We start from the raw sequence: 14,395 nt of genomic DNA on the forward strand, positions 1-14,395 counted from the left end.
CGCTTGGTGGCCTTTTTGTCTAGTTGGGGGACTCGTCCCCCAACTAGACAAAAAGGATATTTATTCTCCCACAAACATTTTACTCATACAAATGAATCGGAATTATAGCTTTTAATAAGCATACAAAAAAGGAGTCCTTTTCACTAAAGAGGACTCCTTTTAACTAATTATTCCATTTAGAATGTATTATAAACATTTTCACATTCTTCTGCTGTTGGTTCATAAAAGCAATGTAGTTTATATCTTCCTACATGTGGTTGATTATACCAGGTATTAGGACAATCACCTGGAGGACGAAAATACCATAAACTATATTTTGCTGGCCAAAAGGATTCTCCGTTTACTACTCTCCTTGCCAATCTTCGTTCACTTTCTCTTGGTCGTTGATAAAAATAGCCTTTTGTTGTTGCTTCAAATGCATGGGCTTGATAAACCATATCATTTACAGTGCGAAGACCTTTGAAATCGGAACAATCTGCTCTCATTCGATTGATCCCTACATTCCCAACTAATAACATGCCTAATTCTCCTTCTCCCTCTGCTTCTGCACGAAGAAGTCTTGCCAATAAGTCAATATCCGCATCAGTAACACGTACGACTGCCATTTAACCACCCCCTACCCTTTCATCATATTTTTCCATACCTTATCCTATTCCTATAGGAAACATTACGATGAAAAGTGACTTTGGTGATGATTTTTGTTAAAAATTGATTAGTTTTTTAAATTCTTTAAATCCAATTATATAGCTCGCTGCAATTAATCCATTAATAAACAAAATATAGAATAATCCAATGATATATACCTTGTATTTTTTCCACTTTTTCTTCATACCATATCCCCACCTTTAATACTCTCTAACTTCCCCTCATTTGGTAAATTTATGTATACATAAAAAAACTAATAATTTTTTTTTTTTGATTCATACTAATTTAATAAAATCTTCCTTTTTATTACCCATTTAGGAGGAGTAAAAGTGGTGAGATATATGAATTTTTTTTTATTGCACATCCCTAGTAATGTAGAAATTGATAACGAAAAAGAAAAATTATTTCATCTGTCCATTGAGCATTGGTTTCAGCATGATTTATTTTCTTTTAATTGGTGGATACTTTTCCTATCAACAGTAATTCCTTATTTTATTTTTTGGAGAGTAGTAGATAAAAAACGTTATTTTGAAATATTTTGTTATGGAATGGTATGTGCCATTTTATGCATGCTCTTAGATATTATGGGCACAGAGATGTTCTTATGGAGCTATCCGGACAAATTACTCCCCATCATTACCCCGCTTATTCCTGCTAATTTGGTCGTAATCCCTATCACCGCTATGCTTGTATATCAATATTTTAGCACGTGGAAAAATTTTTTGTTCGCCACGTTATGCTGGTCCATCCTATTTTCCTATATTATTGAGCCATTATTTATGCTTAGGAAAATGTTCGTATTAGGGGAAAATTGGTCCCATACAAAGTCATTTATTGGCTTTATTGTTCTAGGTATTTTCTTAAAAGAAGTTTTTGAAACCATAAAAAAGCATCTTTCTAGATAAGAATGTTCTATTTATCACATAATATTATTCATTTTCCACAAACTAAGCAATGAATCTTGAAAGGAGAGAAAACGATGAAAGATCCCAATGCGAAAGACACAAAGCAGCAAAACAAATTAGGATTGGATGCAGATGAACAAGAAATGAATGGTTTATATGGAATGGCTGAAACGATGGAAGAAGATGCGTTAAATAGGCAAAATAAGCAGCAAAAAATGTAATTTTCAGCCTCCTGCATACTTCGTTCGCTATGCAGGAGGTATTTTCCTTATCCGTTTCGATTAGCGATGGCTTTTAAAATCGCTTTCTCGATTTCCTCATAACTCGTACAGCGACATATATTGGATTCCAGCCATTCTTTAATCTTTTCTTTATTAAGATTAGCTTCATTAAGGAGGAGTGCATGACCATTCATAATAAATCCTGGTGTACAATAGCCACATTGAAAAGCAAATTCTTCGATAAATATTTGTTGAAGGGGACTATTATTCAGTCCTTCTATCGTAATAATCTCGTTGCCTTGTGCTTCCACTGCGAGCATTAAGCAAGATTTCATCGGCATCCCTTCCATAATTATGGTGCAAGCACCACAATCTCCGTTGAAACAACCTGGCTTCGCACCTGTTAAATAGAGGTCTTCGCGCAATGTAGCAAGTAATGTTTTCGATGAAGGAATAACTACTGAATGGTTTTCCTCGTTTATCCGCAGTTTTACGATTACTAAATTTTGTCTACTTTCCGCCAATTACACTCCCTCCAATCGATCAATTATTTTTTCTAAAAGGTCAGAAAGTACAAATAATCGGTATTCATTTGAACCTTCGACATCGTTAAGGATAGGGGAAGGGAGATGGGCTAATGCTAAATCGATTCGTTCTTCTCTACTCATGCTTTGATTATTTATTATGCGCTCCACTTCAAATGCTCGAAACGGAAAAGGGCATAATCCGCTGATGGCTACTCTAATTTGACCATCCAGCTTTAAGGCAGCTACTGTAATTAATGGATACCCTGTCTCCCACTGCTGTCTCACTTTTATTGCTATATATTCTTGAGTCAAATATCGTTTTTCAATAAAAGCCTGCACCAATAATTCTCCCGTCTGAAGCAATAATTTTCCCTCAAATACATGATGGATAAATTCTGTTCTGATTCCAGACTCATTTGCAAGCACCAACACACTATCTGTTAAAAGGAATGGCAGTACTGCTTCTCGATAAAAGATTTCACCACAAATATTTCCACCAACCGTAATCTTATTTCTTGCTGTTCGATCCGCAATTTCTTTACAAACCACTGTTAATAAGGGAAAATAATTGTTTTCTTCTACGTCTGTCAATGTGATACAGGAACCGATTACAAGGTATTCTTCCTCCATCTGGTGAACATTGCATGCTGCTATTTTGTTTATATCAATTGTGACATCCACATTTAATTGGTTTATTCTTCTTAGCGTAATAATTTCTGTACCGCCTGCATAATAGGCTGGATATCTATTTTGCGATTTTGTTTCTGCATATATTTGCATTGCTTGTTCAATGGTGGAAGCTTGTTTATATTCAAATGCCATTATGTGCCTCCTTCCATTGTCTCCAAATAGCTTCTGGTGTAAGTGGTAGACTTTTCAATTCAGTGTTTATGGCATGAGAAAGGGCATTTCCTAACGCCGCTGGAATGCCAACCAACCCATGTTCCCCTGCTCCCCTTGCTCCAAATGGTGCCTCTAAGTGAGGTGTTTTTATAATATCGACTTCATATTGCGGATGTTCACCAAATCTTAAAGGTCGATAGGTTCTCAATTGGGGGTTTAGAACTCTACCGATTTCATCAAAATAAAAAGCTTCCCTGCCTGCCCAGGCAATACCCATACTCATGGCTCCTTTTATTTGTCCAAGAGCTGCATTGTAATTAAGGACTTCTCCTAAATCAACGACCGTAATTGCTTTTAGAATTTTGTATCGAAATGTTTTCCTATCTATTTCAATTTCGATTCCATGTGCAGCTACTGCCCATTCAGGACCAGGATTTCCTGCACCTGTTTCTGGATCTAAATTAGTTAAACCAGTCAATGTGTAACTACCATTTGCAATGATTTGTCCGCCAATTGAATTTCCATTTGGATAAGTATATCCATACACAATGTCATTAAATGGCACAAATTGTTTCGGATTATCTCGTAAGAATACCTTTTCATTCGCTACATCTAAATCCTCTTCTGAAACCCTTAAGGCAATCGCTCCCATTTTTTTCAGTTTACGAATGGCGTCATCTGCTGCAGCCATCACTGCTCTCCCTGCCATTAACGTTCCTCTACTTGCTACTGTCTTCCAATGCTCTGGTACTGTTTGTGTATCAACAGCCATACGCACATGTATTCGATCCACACTCATTTTCATTTGCTCTGCTAAAATTTGTGCTAATACCGTTTTCGTTCCTGTGCCTATTTCGACTAATCCAGACATTAGATTGATACTTCCATCTGAATTAAAGGTGAGCACTACTCCAGAACTAACTGCTGGACCGATTGTTGAGTTTTTCCAGCTACATGAGATTCCTTTTACACGGACCCTATTTTGAGAGATTGCTTCTAATTGACCCTTTTCCCACTCCATTAATTCCCTTAAGCGGTCTATGCATTTTTCTACATCTCCTATTTTGCTGCTCGTTAACACCACTTGAGTCGGAGTCGTATCACCTGGATGAATAACATTGATTTTTCTGAAATATAGAGGATCCATATCTATTTTTTTCGCAAGCATATCCATTGCTCTTTCAAAAGCAAAATGGACTTCTCCATGGCTAAATCCTCTGAATGGGGCTGCATAGGGATGGTTTGTATACACACAAAAAGCATCACACCAGACATGATCTATTTTATATGGTCCTGTACAGTCTACCGCCCCTGCTGTACTAAGATGAGGCGATTTATCAGCATATGCTCCGCCATCAAACACATACTTCAATTTTGCAGCAGTCAGCTTGCCATCTGCTGTACATGCAAGCTGAACCGTCGCTTCTAAGCCAACATGAACTGGGGAAACCGTTAAATCTTCTTCACGCGTATTAAATACACGTACTTTTCTCCCGCCAACTGCTTTTGATGCAAGGTATGCAAATATTTCCAAATGAACGGACGCTTTTCCACCATAGCCTCCACCTACAAATGGCGTTTCTACGACTACTTTTCCTGTTTCCACCTTAAAATCTCTACTGATAATTTTTTTCACCATATAAGGTGCCTGTGAGCTTGTGACAATTCGGACGATTCCGCTTTCTCCAATTTCACACAGTGCTGCTCTTGTTTCCATAGAAGAATGATCAGATATCGGAATAGAAAAATGGGATTCAACCATCACTTCCCCTTTCTTCATTCCTGCTTGAACATCTCCTTTTCTAATCTTTGTGTGATTGATAATATTTGTTCCTTCCACAGGATAAATCCCTTCGTCTTTCTTGTAATCGAGTAAATTGTCATGAAGGAGTGGTGCATCTTTCTCTAGTGCTTGTAATGGAGAATTAACAACTGTCTGGGGCTCATATTCGATGTGAATAAGTTGGGCTGCTTTCTTTGCAATGGGGATTGTATCTGCGACAACTAAGGCAATGACTTCTCCATAATATCGGACTTTATTGACAGCAAGTGGAGGTCGATCAATTACTTCTTCTCCTATCAAAGGTAAATTATCGCCAAGGATGACTGACCTTACACCGTCCACCTTTTTGGCTTCTTCGATTTCAATGGAACGAATAGTAGCATGGGCATACGAGCTTTTTACCATCTCCACATGTAATGCATCATTTGCTAAGTAATCTGCTGTATACTTTGCTTTTCCGGTCACTTTTTCAAGGGATTCTTTCCGAAAAACACTTTTTCCGATATATGTCACAGTTTCCCTCCTCATTTTCATCTTTAAATATTGGTATGATGAAGTATGCATTCTGACCAGTAATTTAATTTCATATCATTTGGATATTAGAAAAAAATTTAAATTTTTTCTTGCAAATCTTTATATGTATATGAGATAAGGAAAGAAATTAGAAAAAATAAATTCAATATTTTATTTCTGTTAACTTTTACTTAGCCCTTATTTTGAACAAATAAAAAAGGAGGTATAAGATTGTTTCTTATTCTCTCCTTTTTTTTTCAACAACTATTCCGTTTTCCAGCCTTTATTTTCACACAGATTCGTAATATGAGCGAGGTGATGACGACCATGCCATGCGTAATTTCCGATTAATAATCGAACAGATTGATTGCCATTTTCTGGATGTTGGAATTCCTTCTCTAATTCATTTGTCTGAAGTAAAGCTCGAAATAAATGAACCCATCTTGCATGAATATTGGAAAGCAATTGGATGGACACATATACAGGCATGGAATAGTCGGGAAGCAGTGCCCATAGCTCTTCTTTATATGGTTTAATACTCGGCTTCTGTTCAGTTAAGGCAAGCTTGGTCCGTATATATGCGTTCATATGACTATCTGCGACATGGTGTACTACTTGACGAATTGTCCAGCCGTCTTGTCGATAGGGAGTATCTAACTGTTCCTCTGTCAATAGGGCTATTTTTTTCTCAAGTTTAGCTGGATATTCCTCTATTTCTGAAATCCATCTATGTAAAACTTCCTCTGAAATCTGTCCTTCATATTCAAATAAACCAATTGGATACCTTTCATCCACTCCCCATTTCTCCTTTCATCATACAAAAATCGTAAATTAATAGTAAGTTAGTTTTTCTTCTCAAAAAATAGCAAAATAGAATCTTTCATTGGTTCATAGCCAATATCCATGTATATCTTATTGGATGTTGGATTTGTGATATCTGTATAGAGGCTAATAGATGAATATCCACTCTTTAACAACCGTTCTGAAAGTTCTGCAACACAATTTGTGGCATAGCCTTTTCTTCTATAAGATTCTGGCGTATACACAAAATTAATCGTTATATTATTCTTCGTAGGTCTGCTTGCATTTGCCATACTAACTAACTGATTATCTACTTCCCAGCCAGCAAGTTTCCCACCTTGAATAATCTCATCTGCACGTATTCCTGCCTGTTCCATTTCTAACGACTGATTAATGGACAGTGCGAAATCATAAATCCATTGTTGAATTAGCGCCTGATCTCTACTTGTTATCCATCTGAAACGACCAACATTAGATGGCTTCTTTTTCACTTCTTTTAGTTGATAGATACGTTGATCCATTCCCAGTACAATTTTTACTTGACGTAATGCAGCAATATTTTGAGCAAGCTCTTGCACAATTACTTTCTCGCCAATGAAACCAGGAATTTCTTCTATACTTTCATGAATTAATTTACTTACTAACGGTAATTCCAATGGAGTCATCCCTGGAAAAACAGAGACGATTATTTGTTTAGGATGTGTCTGAAACAGCATAAGAATTGGTTGTTCATCCTTATAGACCCCAGCCATAATGATAGGCTTAATCATCTCATTTATATTCATTAAGATTCCTAGTGGCAAGCCATTAACCGCTTCTTGCTTTTCTAAAAGTGGCAGCATCACCCGCTTGAAATCATTTACGTCATAAAACTTTTGAACAAGTAACACCACAGTTCTCCTCCAAACTCCAGATAATTTTTATGTATGAAAGTAGCTTAAGACTGACTCACCTGTATAAATGTTTTTATTCTAGGGGGAGTATAGGTCGAAAATTTATCAAGCAATTGGGATGGATTAGAATCAATTATCGCAATGTTCCGATACTGTTCTTGTAAAAATTCCGCATTGGCCATATGATTAATTAATCCAACTAGGGGATCATAATAATGATTGATATTAAGAATCCCTAAAGGTTTTTTATGTAAACCAAGCTGTGCCCAAGTAAAGATTTCAAAAAACTCTTCCATTGTGCCTGCACCGCCTGGAAGTGTAATAAACCCATCAGCTAGCTCTGTCATTTTTGCCTTTCTTTCATGCATGGACTTTACGACAATTAATTCACTTAAATGTGGATGGGCTATTTCTTTTTCCTGAAGAAAGTCAGGGAGTACGCCAATTACCTTGCCCCCCTCTTCCACCATACTATCAGCAAGAGCTCCCATTAATCCAATGCATGAACCGCCATATACAACCTCTAAATCACGTCTCGCCAATTCTTTTCCTAGTGCAATTGCTTCTTCGATATATATTTTAGAAGCTCCTGTACTTGAACCACAGAACACAGCAATTCTTTTCATTTTGATTCCTCCATTTCACAAAATTTAGAGAATATTTTCATTACTCTTTTCCTATTAGTTAGGCAGAGTCCACTTTTACTAGCAAATAAGTATAAGACATAGAGATTAATGGAAAAATTTTCTCCCTCCTTCTATTGTAACTGGAATCGAATACGAAAAGAAATAGTGTTTGCCTTATTTCAATCACCATTTATTGAATCTAATTAAATTCTAGATTTAAATTGTTCAAAAATAAAATATATTTTTAAAAAATAGGTTTAAGAGTTTTATTTAGCGGGTATTAGACAGAAAACAATATAAGTACACCTAATATCAAGGAGGATTAAAATGTCAGGAAACGTATTGTATAAAGGCAAAGTCTTTAAAATTTTATTTTGCTATGATACTGGTTATTGTGAAATTAGGGATATTTATAATGTATTTAAGGTAGAACTTGTTCATAATTCTCAACTTACCATTTTAGAAGATGTTTGCACTCATTAATCAGATCCTTTTAACTTTTTGTCATTTTTAAATCACAGCTTATTTTTCAAAAGAATTGTAAACGTTATTCTTGTATTTATTTCTAATGGTATTCATGTATGCCTTCATACAATGACTATAACATTTTATATATTTATTTCTTTATTTAGACCTTTTTTCTACATATTATATTGAACTTGTCCACACTATTTAGTATCACTTCCATATTATATAGTAAATCTATAGATGGAGGTGACTAGTATGTCTGAATATGGAGGCGGATTTGGAAGCAACTTTGCATTAATCGTAGTATTATTTATTTTATTAGTTATTATCGGTGCATCTTATGTAGGAGGTTATTAATCCTTCTGATTGAAAGTGTCTCAAAATGTTGGTATTCATTGACAGATTTTCTATTACTCATTAATAGGTAGTGTCCTTGAAATCCCTTTATTTGAGGCACTTTTTTATTTACTTTTCATTAAGTTGTTTTCGTAAAGAATGTCACCAGACTCCAATTTAAAATAATTATTATCATTACACCAACCGTAAGCCATTTATGTTCAAAAGTCTCTAATCAAATAGCCTTTTATTCCCCTCGTTTAGTTACTTGTCCATTCCCTTTCATTCTTTCCTACATAAGATATGGTGTAACTTGTAGAAGGAGGTGGCATATATGTCAGACTGTTATAATGGTGGAGGTTACAACAATAACTTTACTTTATTAGTTGTGTTATTCATTTTGTTGATCATCGTTGGAGCTTCCTACTGGGGAGGATATTAATCTCATTAAAAGAAGGCACTTTTGTGCTTTCTTTTTTTCATAAAATATCATCCTTTAATTATACATATACATACGAAAAGGTACCCTGTTTATTGGGGTACCTTTTCTTTCATACGATTAGAAGAAGTTTCTTCTCGGTCTGCAATTATTTGGATTATTTACATTAGAACCACAATCGAAATCTTCAACAACTGTTTCGTTCACTTGTCTTTCTGTTACTGGAAAATAATTTTCATTACGAATTACCGTTCTATTTACATTAATTACTTCTGTTGGATGAATATTACGGATTCTTTTTTCATTAGTTGTTGTTCGAACAACCGTTCTAGTAGGATGAACAACATCTCTTACTGGAGAAACGCAATTTCGACATTTTTTCCCATGATTATTATTACTAGTACCTAACACATTATCATTATTATGGCGACCCATTACTTTCGCTCCTTTCCTCTATGAATTTCACTTACGATATATAGTATGAAAGGAACAAGAGCTTGTCCGAGCTTTTATACTATTCTTTGTCAAATTATGCTGAAACACTATGAGTAATGTCTATAGGAAAAAGAGAGGCCATTTTTATAATCTCAAAAATGCGCATAAATCTTTACTAGTAGGTTAAAAAATTTTTTAAAAAGGGTGATATTATGAAATCTAAAATTATTGAAGAATCATTCCACAAATCAATCGATGTGAATAAGTAAATTTTTCAGGAGTGGAAAGAGCACTCATTTATAATGCTTAATTGGTGGATAGGAACACTTCTTCTTATTATCCCACTCCTTCAATGGTTAAAGTTTAGAAAAAAGGAAAGCGCAGACAGATTACAATATGCAGGTCTATTTGTCACGCTAGTATCTTCAAATTTAGTTTTTTTATATTTTATTTCTCCAACAAACTTTTTCTTTTGAATAATCAAAAAAATCTTCTTCCACTTAACTTTTATATATTAATCATCCAAATAAAACGCTGGATACTTAATTAAGAATGCAGAATACCTATTCCCCTTTATCGTAATCACACTTTGAAAAATAGTCTCTTTCGCAAATTCACTAAACGCAGCTCGGTCCATTACTTCTCATCCTAACAAAACGCTTACATTTATTTAAATCGAAACCTTTCTCTCTTTCTATTTTAGCATATCTCTTTATGATTATATGTATCAGGAAAGAAGCAACACTTGTAAATTTTTTGAATTAACTAAAATCTCTTCTCCAAAGATAAAAGCTGTTTATGCATACAATTTAAATGATTTCGACTTAAAAGAGACAGCTAGGATGGAATCCACTTTAAAAATGCGTGGCTGCTTCTTCCTTAAACAAAACGCCTTAATGTATTTGTCTGTTACTCTATACACAAGAACCGTTCGCTGGGATATAGAGTCATCTTTTTTCACGTAAATAATCTCTATAGGTCTTTTTTCTGTCCACGCTTTTTCTAATTGTTTTATCATCCTAAGCTCCCTCCTTTAAAAATATTATATAAGAACATTCGTTCGAAAACAAGCGATAAACGAACGAATGTTCTTATGTTTTTTCAGAAAAGGATATATGTATGGATTTCGTCTATTCATAACAAACTCATCCCTGGCTTTAAAGTGTCCAACTATCTCTGCGATTGTCCAATTTCCTTTTGCAATTTCTGATTTCCATTCAATTTCGCTAAAATGTTGCAAGGATGTAATAAACTGTATAGCGTTACATGAAGTTTTATTAATTCCTTTTTAGTTTTACTCATTTTCTCCTCTCTTAATAAACTTGTTATGTTTCTTTATTTGCCCTTATGCCATTCAAACACCCATTTTAATCAAGACAACTATCTAATGCCGTTTTATTGGAATAGGATAAATCAAAAACAAAGGAGTATTGATTATGCAACCCTCCATTACAACTGGACCATATGGGGCAATTTATCAAGGTTACCCCGCTCTTTACCATGGCCCATGGAATCAACTTTTACATTGTCCGGATCAAGGCTGTCATATTCATTATGGACATGGAATCTATCCGATTAAACAACTGCCATCTGATCCACATGCTTATTATCATTATCTTGGACCGAATGTACCATTACACATTAGACAGACCGATATACTTTCTCAAATCTCCAAAGCAATTGATGGAGAATATTCTGCTATTGCTTGTTATCAAAAGCTAAAGAATCTAGCTCCTACAAAAAAAGAAAAAACAGTGATTAATGAAATTAGAAATGATGAAATCAGGCATTTCAATACCTTTTCTAATTTATATACACAATTAACGGGCAAGAAACATATACCAATTATTTCTGAAAACTGCCCAGATGACTATAGAAAAGGTATCGATTTTGCTTTTAATGATGAACAAGAAACGGTGGATATGTATTTAGATATCGCCTACCATACCGATAACGTAAAAATAAAAGAAGAGTTTTTAAGAGCAGCCCATGATGAACAAAATCATGCAGTTTGGTTTTTGTATTTTATGAAATAGAAGAAAAGAGACACCATAAAAAATCCCTTTAAAATCTATATTGTTTCTTCTTAAGGTAGTTAGCTGTCTTTTGGTGAAATTATTCCATTAAATAACATTATATATAAATTATCCTAATATATTGTAATACTGAAAACAAGATAACCAAGTTTATTGCATGTAGATGTGGACATAGTCATTTTGCTAAAAAGGAAACCACTCATATTCGTGTAAAAAGACCTACTCTTTTACACGAATATGAGTGGTACAATGATGTCTGTAATTTTACTTAGTTAAAAATGGTACAAGTGCATTTCTAATTTTCCTAATAGCTGTCATTTCATCTCTGCTAACTCTTCCATAGAAGATTACTTTATCAGACACCATAACCATATTGTAATCAGAACACTAATCATAGTCGTAATGGAAAGTAGTATAATAAAAATTTATTTGTAATTAGACTACCTCTAGTGATAATAGCTTTAATTAGGAGGTGTTTACATTGATTAAATTAATTAAAAAACGATGGATGCTCTTTGATCAAGTAGTGAAACCCTATAAACCCTATATTACGGTTGAATATAGTTCCAGTTTCCCCAAGTGATATAGTTGGACTTTCTATACCAGTTAGCGAAGTTAAAAGTGGAGAAAACATCAAAGCACTTCGTAATTCTGTTAAATGAAAAGGCTGGCAAAATGAATACCCTGCCGATTTACATTTGTATGCGACTTCCTAATAGAAAATATACTGTAGCTTCTGGAGCTAATCACCTTGTTTTTTTATCGAACCAAATAGACATACCAAAAATTAATGCGACGGTTTCCCTTTTAATTCCAGAAAAGTATATACCCGAGAATATGAAAGCGAAAATTGAAGATTATGAAAATAAAGAGAAGACATACCGAGTCTCATTAAATTCCTGCAAAGCCTTGAAGAAATTCGTAAAAACGCTAAAGAAGAATTTGCTTATAAAAACTTCTGTAAACGAATAGATGATATGTATAATAAACGACAATATCTCCTTCTTGGATTAGCCAAATTTTTAATTTTAGTACCGAATGAAACAGCGAAGTAAACCGCTGTTTTTTATTTTGAGTAGTTAGTCTTTATAATTAGCGTTTTACAATACGTATACAAAAAGTCTGCAAATAAATTCCAATCGAATATATTCGCAGCCTCTTTTTGCTTTTTAATTAAGCTTTTACAGTTGTAGAAAGTGCTTCTGTCTCTTCCCCAATAGATAGATTGAAATCTGCATTAAAATCAATATTTAACATGGTAAAAGTTTAATCAAAACCTAAAATTGCAAATGACATAAAGTTCACCCCCTTATTAAATGGGTACATCCAAGCAATCATGTTATTTACAAAACCTAATTGCTTGTCCTTTCAATATAGGGTATGAAAAATCAAAACTATTAATTGTGCAGATATATATTTTGTAAAAATTCTGCAAAAATAACCCTAAAGTGGAGAACATAATATAAGTTATGCATTTAATCAGTATTGTTCGGAATTAATTTATATTTCATTAGCAAAAACCCCACTCAAATGAGCGGGGCTATCATGATAAATTTCATATAGATAATACGAGATTTTCTTAATACATTTCCATATACTGGTCACGTTCCCATGGATGAACTTGCGTTCTAAACATATCCCATTCAATCTCTTTTGCCTCAACAAAGTGAACAAGAATGTGCTCGCCTAGTGCGTCGATCATTGTTTCATTTTGTTTTAACTCTTCTAATGCATTCGCTAGGGTTGATGGTAAGTCAACAATGCCTTCTGCAATTCTTTCTTCTTTGCTCATGATGTAGATATTTCTATCTACAGGAGCTGGAGGAGTTAATTGGTTTGCAATACCGTCAAGTCCTGCTTTAAGTAAAGCTGCCATAGCTAAGTATGGATTTGCTGCCGGGTCCACGCTACGTACTTCTACACGAGTGCTTAGGCCACGTGATGCTGGAATACGCATTAATGGGGAACGATTTCGAGCAGACCATGCTACATAGCAAGGTGCCTCATAGCCAGGAACTAGGCGTTTATATGAGTTTACAGTCGGGTTAGTAATAGCTGTAAAGCTAGTAGCGTGCTTACCGATGCCCGCAATAAATTGAAGTGCTGTATCGCTTAATTCTAACTCACCTTTTGGATCGTAGAAAACATTCTCACCATTTTTGAATAGGGAAAGGTTGCAGTGCATCCCTGAACCGTTCACACCAAATAATGGTTTTGGCATAAATGTTGCATGTAGACCATGCTTACGAGCAATTGTTTTTACTACTAATTTGAATGTTTGAATTTGGTCACATGCTGTAATTGCATCTGCATATTTAAAATCAATTTCATGCTGACCAGGTGCTACCTCATGGTGAGAAGCTTCAATTTCAAAGCCCATTTCTTCTAATTCTAATACGATATCGCGACGACAGTTTTCCCCTAAATCAGTTGGTGCTAAATCAAAGTAACCACCATTATCGTTAAGTTCTAGAGAAGGTGCGCCTTTTTCATCCAATTTGAATAAGAAAAATTCCGGCTCAGGTCCCAGATTAAAATGAGTGAATCCTAAGTCTTCCATCTCTTTTAATATTCTTCTAAGATTATTACGAGGATCGCCTTCAAATGGTGTTCCATCTGGGTTGTAGATATCACAAATCAAACGTGCAACTTTTCCTTTTTCAGCAGTCCATGGGAATACAACCCATGTATTTAGATCAGGATATAGATACATATCTGATTCTTCAATACGAACAAATCCTTCGATAGAAGAACCATCAAACATCATTTTGTTATCCAATGCCTTATCTAGCTGGCTGATTGGAATCTCCACGTTCTTGATTGTTCCTAAGATATCCGTAAATTGTAAGCGGATAAATTTTACGTTACTTTCACTTGCAAACTTTCTAATGTCATCTTTAGTGTAATTTTTAGCCACGACTATT

Annotated in this window: 18 protein-coding genes; 6 read left to right on the plus strand and 12 right to left on the minus strand. The window is 34.7% G+C overall.

Annotation, left to right across the window (positions count from 1 at the left end; translation table 11 throughout):
* Window positions 1-176: 176 nt before the first annotated feature.
* Window positions 177-605, minus strand: coding sequence for a cell wall hydrolase (locus ACTNDN_RS05925; protein ID WP_031539793.1), 429 nt, complete (start codon window positions 603-605; stop codon window positions 177-179).
* Between the two features lie 96 nt (window positions 606-701).
* A complete protein-coding gene (locus ACTNDN_RS05930; RefSeq protein WP_268817968.1) occupies window positions 702-830 on the minus strand; it encodes a hypothetical protein in 129 nt (42 codons plus the stop codon).
* Window positions 831-986: 156 nt separating this feature from the next.
* On the opposite strand from ACTNDN_RS05930, the gene ACTNDN_RS05935 reads away from it, so the two are divergent.
* Window positions 987-1,550 (plus strand): CBO0543 family protein, encoded by a 564-nt coding sequence (locus tag ACTNDN_RS05935; RefSeq protein ID WP_441130921.1) that lies wholly within the window; start codon window positions 987-989, stop codon window positions 1,548-1,550.
* Window positions 1,551-1,624: 74 nt separating this feature from the next.
* A complete protein-coding gene (locus ACTNDN_RS05940; RefSeq protein WP_349205516.1) occupies window positions 1,625-1,771 on the plus strand; it encodes a DUF4021 domain-containing protein in 147 nt (48 codons plus the stop codon).
* A gap of 47 nt (window positions 1,772-1,818) precedes the next feature.
* Here the strand turns inward: ACTNDN_RS05940 and ACTNDN_RS05945 are convergent, their stop codons facing one another.
* The 6 genes from ACTNDN_RS05945 to ACTNDN_RS05970 all read right to left on the minus strand — a co-directional run bounded on the left by ACTNDN_RS05945 (window position 1,819) and on the right by ACTNDN_RS05970 (window position 7,757).
* Window positions 1,819-2,295 (minus strand): (2Fe-2S)-binding protein, encoded by a 477-nt coding sequence (locus tag ACTNDN_RS05945; RefSeq protein ID WP_349205517.1) that lies wholly within the window; start codon window positions 2,293-2,295, stop codon window positions 1,819-1,821.
* Window positions 2,296-3,120 (minus strand): FAD binding domain-containing protein, encoded by an 825-nt coding sequence (locus ACTNDN_RS05950; protein WP_441130863.1) that lies wholly within the window; start codon window positions 3,118-3,120, stop codon window positions 2,296-2,298. It abuts the gene before it with no gap.
* Window positions 3,110-5,437: a xanthine dehydrogenase family protein molybdopterin-binding subunit gene (locus tag ACTNDN_RS05955; protein ID WP_441130864.1), complete on the minus strand. Its 2,328-nt coding sequence runs from the start codon at window positions 5,435-5,437 to the stop codon at window positions 3,110-3,112. The genes ACTNDN_RS05950 and ACTNDN_RS05955 overlap by 11 nt, the downstream gene beginning before the upstream one ends.
* A gap of 264 nt (window positions 5,438-5,701) precedes the next feature.
* Window positions 5,702-6,232 (minus strand): YfiT family bacillithiol transferase, encoded by a 531-nt coding sequence (locus ACTNDN_RS05960; protein WP_441130865.1) that lies wholly within the window; start codon window positions 6,230-6,232, stop codon window positions 5,702-5,704.
* Between the two features lie 47 nt (window positions 6,233-6,279).
* Window positions 6,280-7,128, minus strand: coding sequence for a GNAT family N-acetyltransferase (locus tag ACTNDN_RS05965; protein WP_441130866.1), 849 nt, complete (start codon window positions 7,126-7,128; stop codon window positions 6,280-6,282).
* A gap of 47 nt (window positions 7,129-7,175) precedes the next feature.
* Entirely contained in the window at window positions 7,176-7,757 is a 582-nt protein-coding gene (locus ACTNDN_RS05970) for a TIGR00730 family Rossman fold protein (RefSeq protein ID WP_441130867.1), read from the minus strand.
* A 327-nt stretch (window positions 7,758-8,084) separates the two neighbouring features.
* Between ACTNDN_RS05970 and ACTNDN_RS05975 the strand changes: the two genes are divergently transcribed.
* From ACTNDN_RS05975 to ACTNDN_RS05985, 3 genes are all read left to right on the plus strand, one after another.
* Window positions 8,085-8,240 carry a hypothetical protein gene (locus tag ACTNDN_RS05975; protein ID WP_441130868.1) on the plus strand — a complete coding sequence of 52 codons (156 nt, stop codon included), beginning with the start codon at window positions 8,085-8,087 and terminating at the stop codon, window positions 8,238-8,240.
* 240 nt (window positions 8,241-8,480) lie between these two features.
* Window positions 8,481-8,582 (plus strand): YjcZ family sporulation protein, encoded by a 102-nt coding sequence (locus ACTNDN_RS05980; RefSeq protein WP_251629896.1) that lies wholly within the window; start codon window positions 8,481-8,483, stop codon window positions 8,580-8,582.
* 313 nt (window positions 8,583-8,895) lie between these two features.
* Window positions 8,896-9,003 (plus strand): YjcZ family sporulation protein, encoded by a 108-nt coding sequence (locus ACTNDN_RS05985; RefSeq protein WP_441130869.1) that lies wholly within the window; start codon window positions 8,896-8,898, stop codon window positions 9,001-9,003.
* Between the two features lie 117 nt (window positions 9,004-9,120).
* Here the strand turns inward: ACTNDN_RS05985 and ACTNDN_RS05990 are convergent, their stop codons facing one another.
* From ACTNDN_RS05990 to ACTNDN_RS06000, 3 genes are all read right to left on the minus strand, one after another.
* Window positions 9,121-9,435, minus strand: coding sequence for a CotD family spore coat protein (locus ACTNDN_RS05990; RefSeq protein WP_441130870.1), 315 nt, complete (start codon window positions 9,433-9,435; stop codon window positions 9,121-9,123).
* Between the two features lie 514 nt (window positions 9,436-9,949).
* Window positions 9,950-10,072 (minus strand): hypothetical protein, encoded by a 123-nt coding sequence (locus ACTNDN_RS05995; RefSeq protein ID WP_441130871.1) that lies wholly within the window; start codon window positions 10,070-10,072, stop codon window positions 9,950-9,952.
* Between the two features lie 159 nt (window positions 10,073-10,231).
* Window positions 10,232-10,453 carry a WYL domain-containing protein gene (locus tag ACTNDN_RS06000; protein ID WP_441130872.1) on the minus strand — a complete coding sequence of 74 codons (222 nt, stop codon included), beginning with the start codon at window positions 10,451-10,453 and terminating at the stop codon, window positions 10,232-10,234.
* A gap of 622 nt (window positions 10,454-11,075) precedes the next feature.
* Here ACTNDN_RS06000 and ACTNDN_RS06005 point away from each other — a divergent pair.
* The gene (locus tag ACTNDN_RS06005) at window positions 11,076-11,471 is read left to right on the plus strand and encodes a ferritin-like domain-containing protein (protein ID WP_441130922.1); all 396 of its coding nucleotides are present in this window, start codon (window positions 11,076-11,078) and stop codon (window positions 11,469-11,471) included.
* Window positions 11,472-13,050: 1,579 nt separating this feature from the next.
* On the opposite strand, the gene glnA is transcribed toward ACTNDN_RS06005, so the two are convergent.
* Window positions 13,051-14,388, minus strand: a complete 1,338-nt coding sequence (gene glnA / locus ACTNDN_RS06010; RefSeq protein WP_441130873.1) for a type I glutamate--ammonia ligase — start codon at window positions 14,386-14,388, stop codon at window positions 13,051-13,053.
* Window positions 14,389-14,395: the final 7 nt, after the last annotated feature.

The sequence above is a fragment of the Niallia sp. HCP3S3_B10 genome, from assembly GCF_052064465.1.
Classification (GTDB): domain Bacteria; phylum Bacillota; class Bacilli; order Bacillales; family Cytobacillaceae; genus Niallia; species Niallia hominis.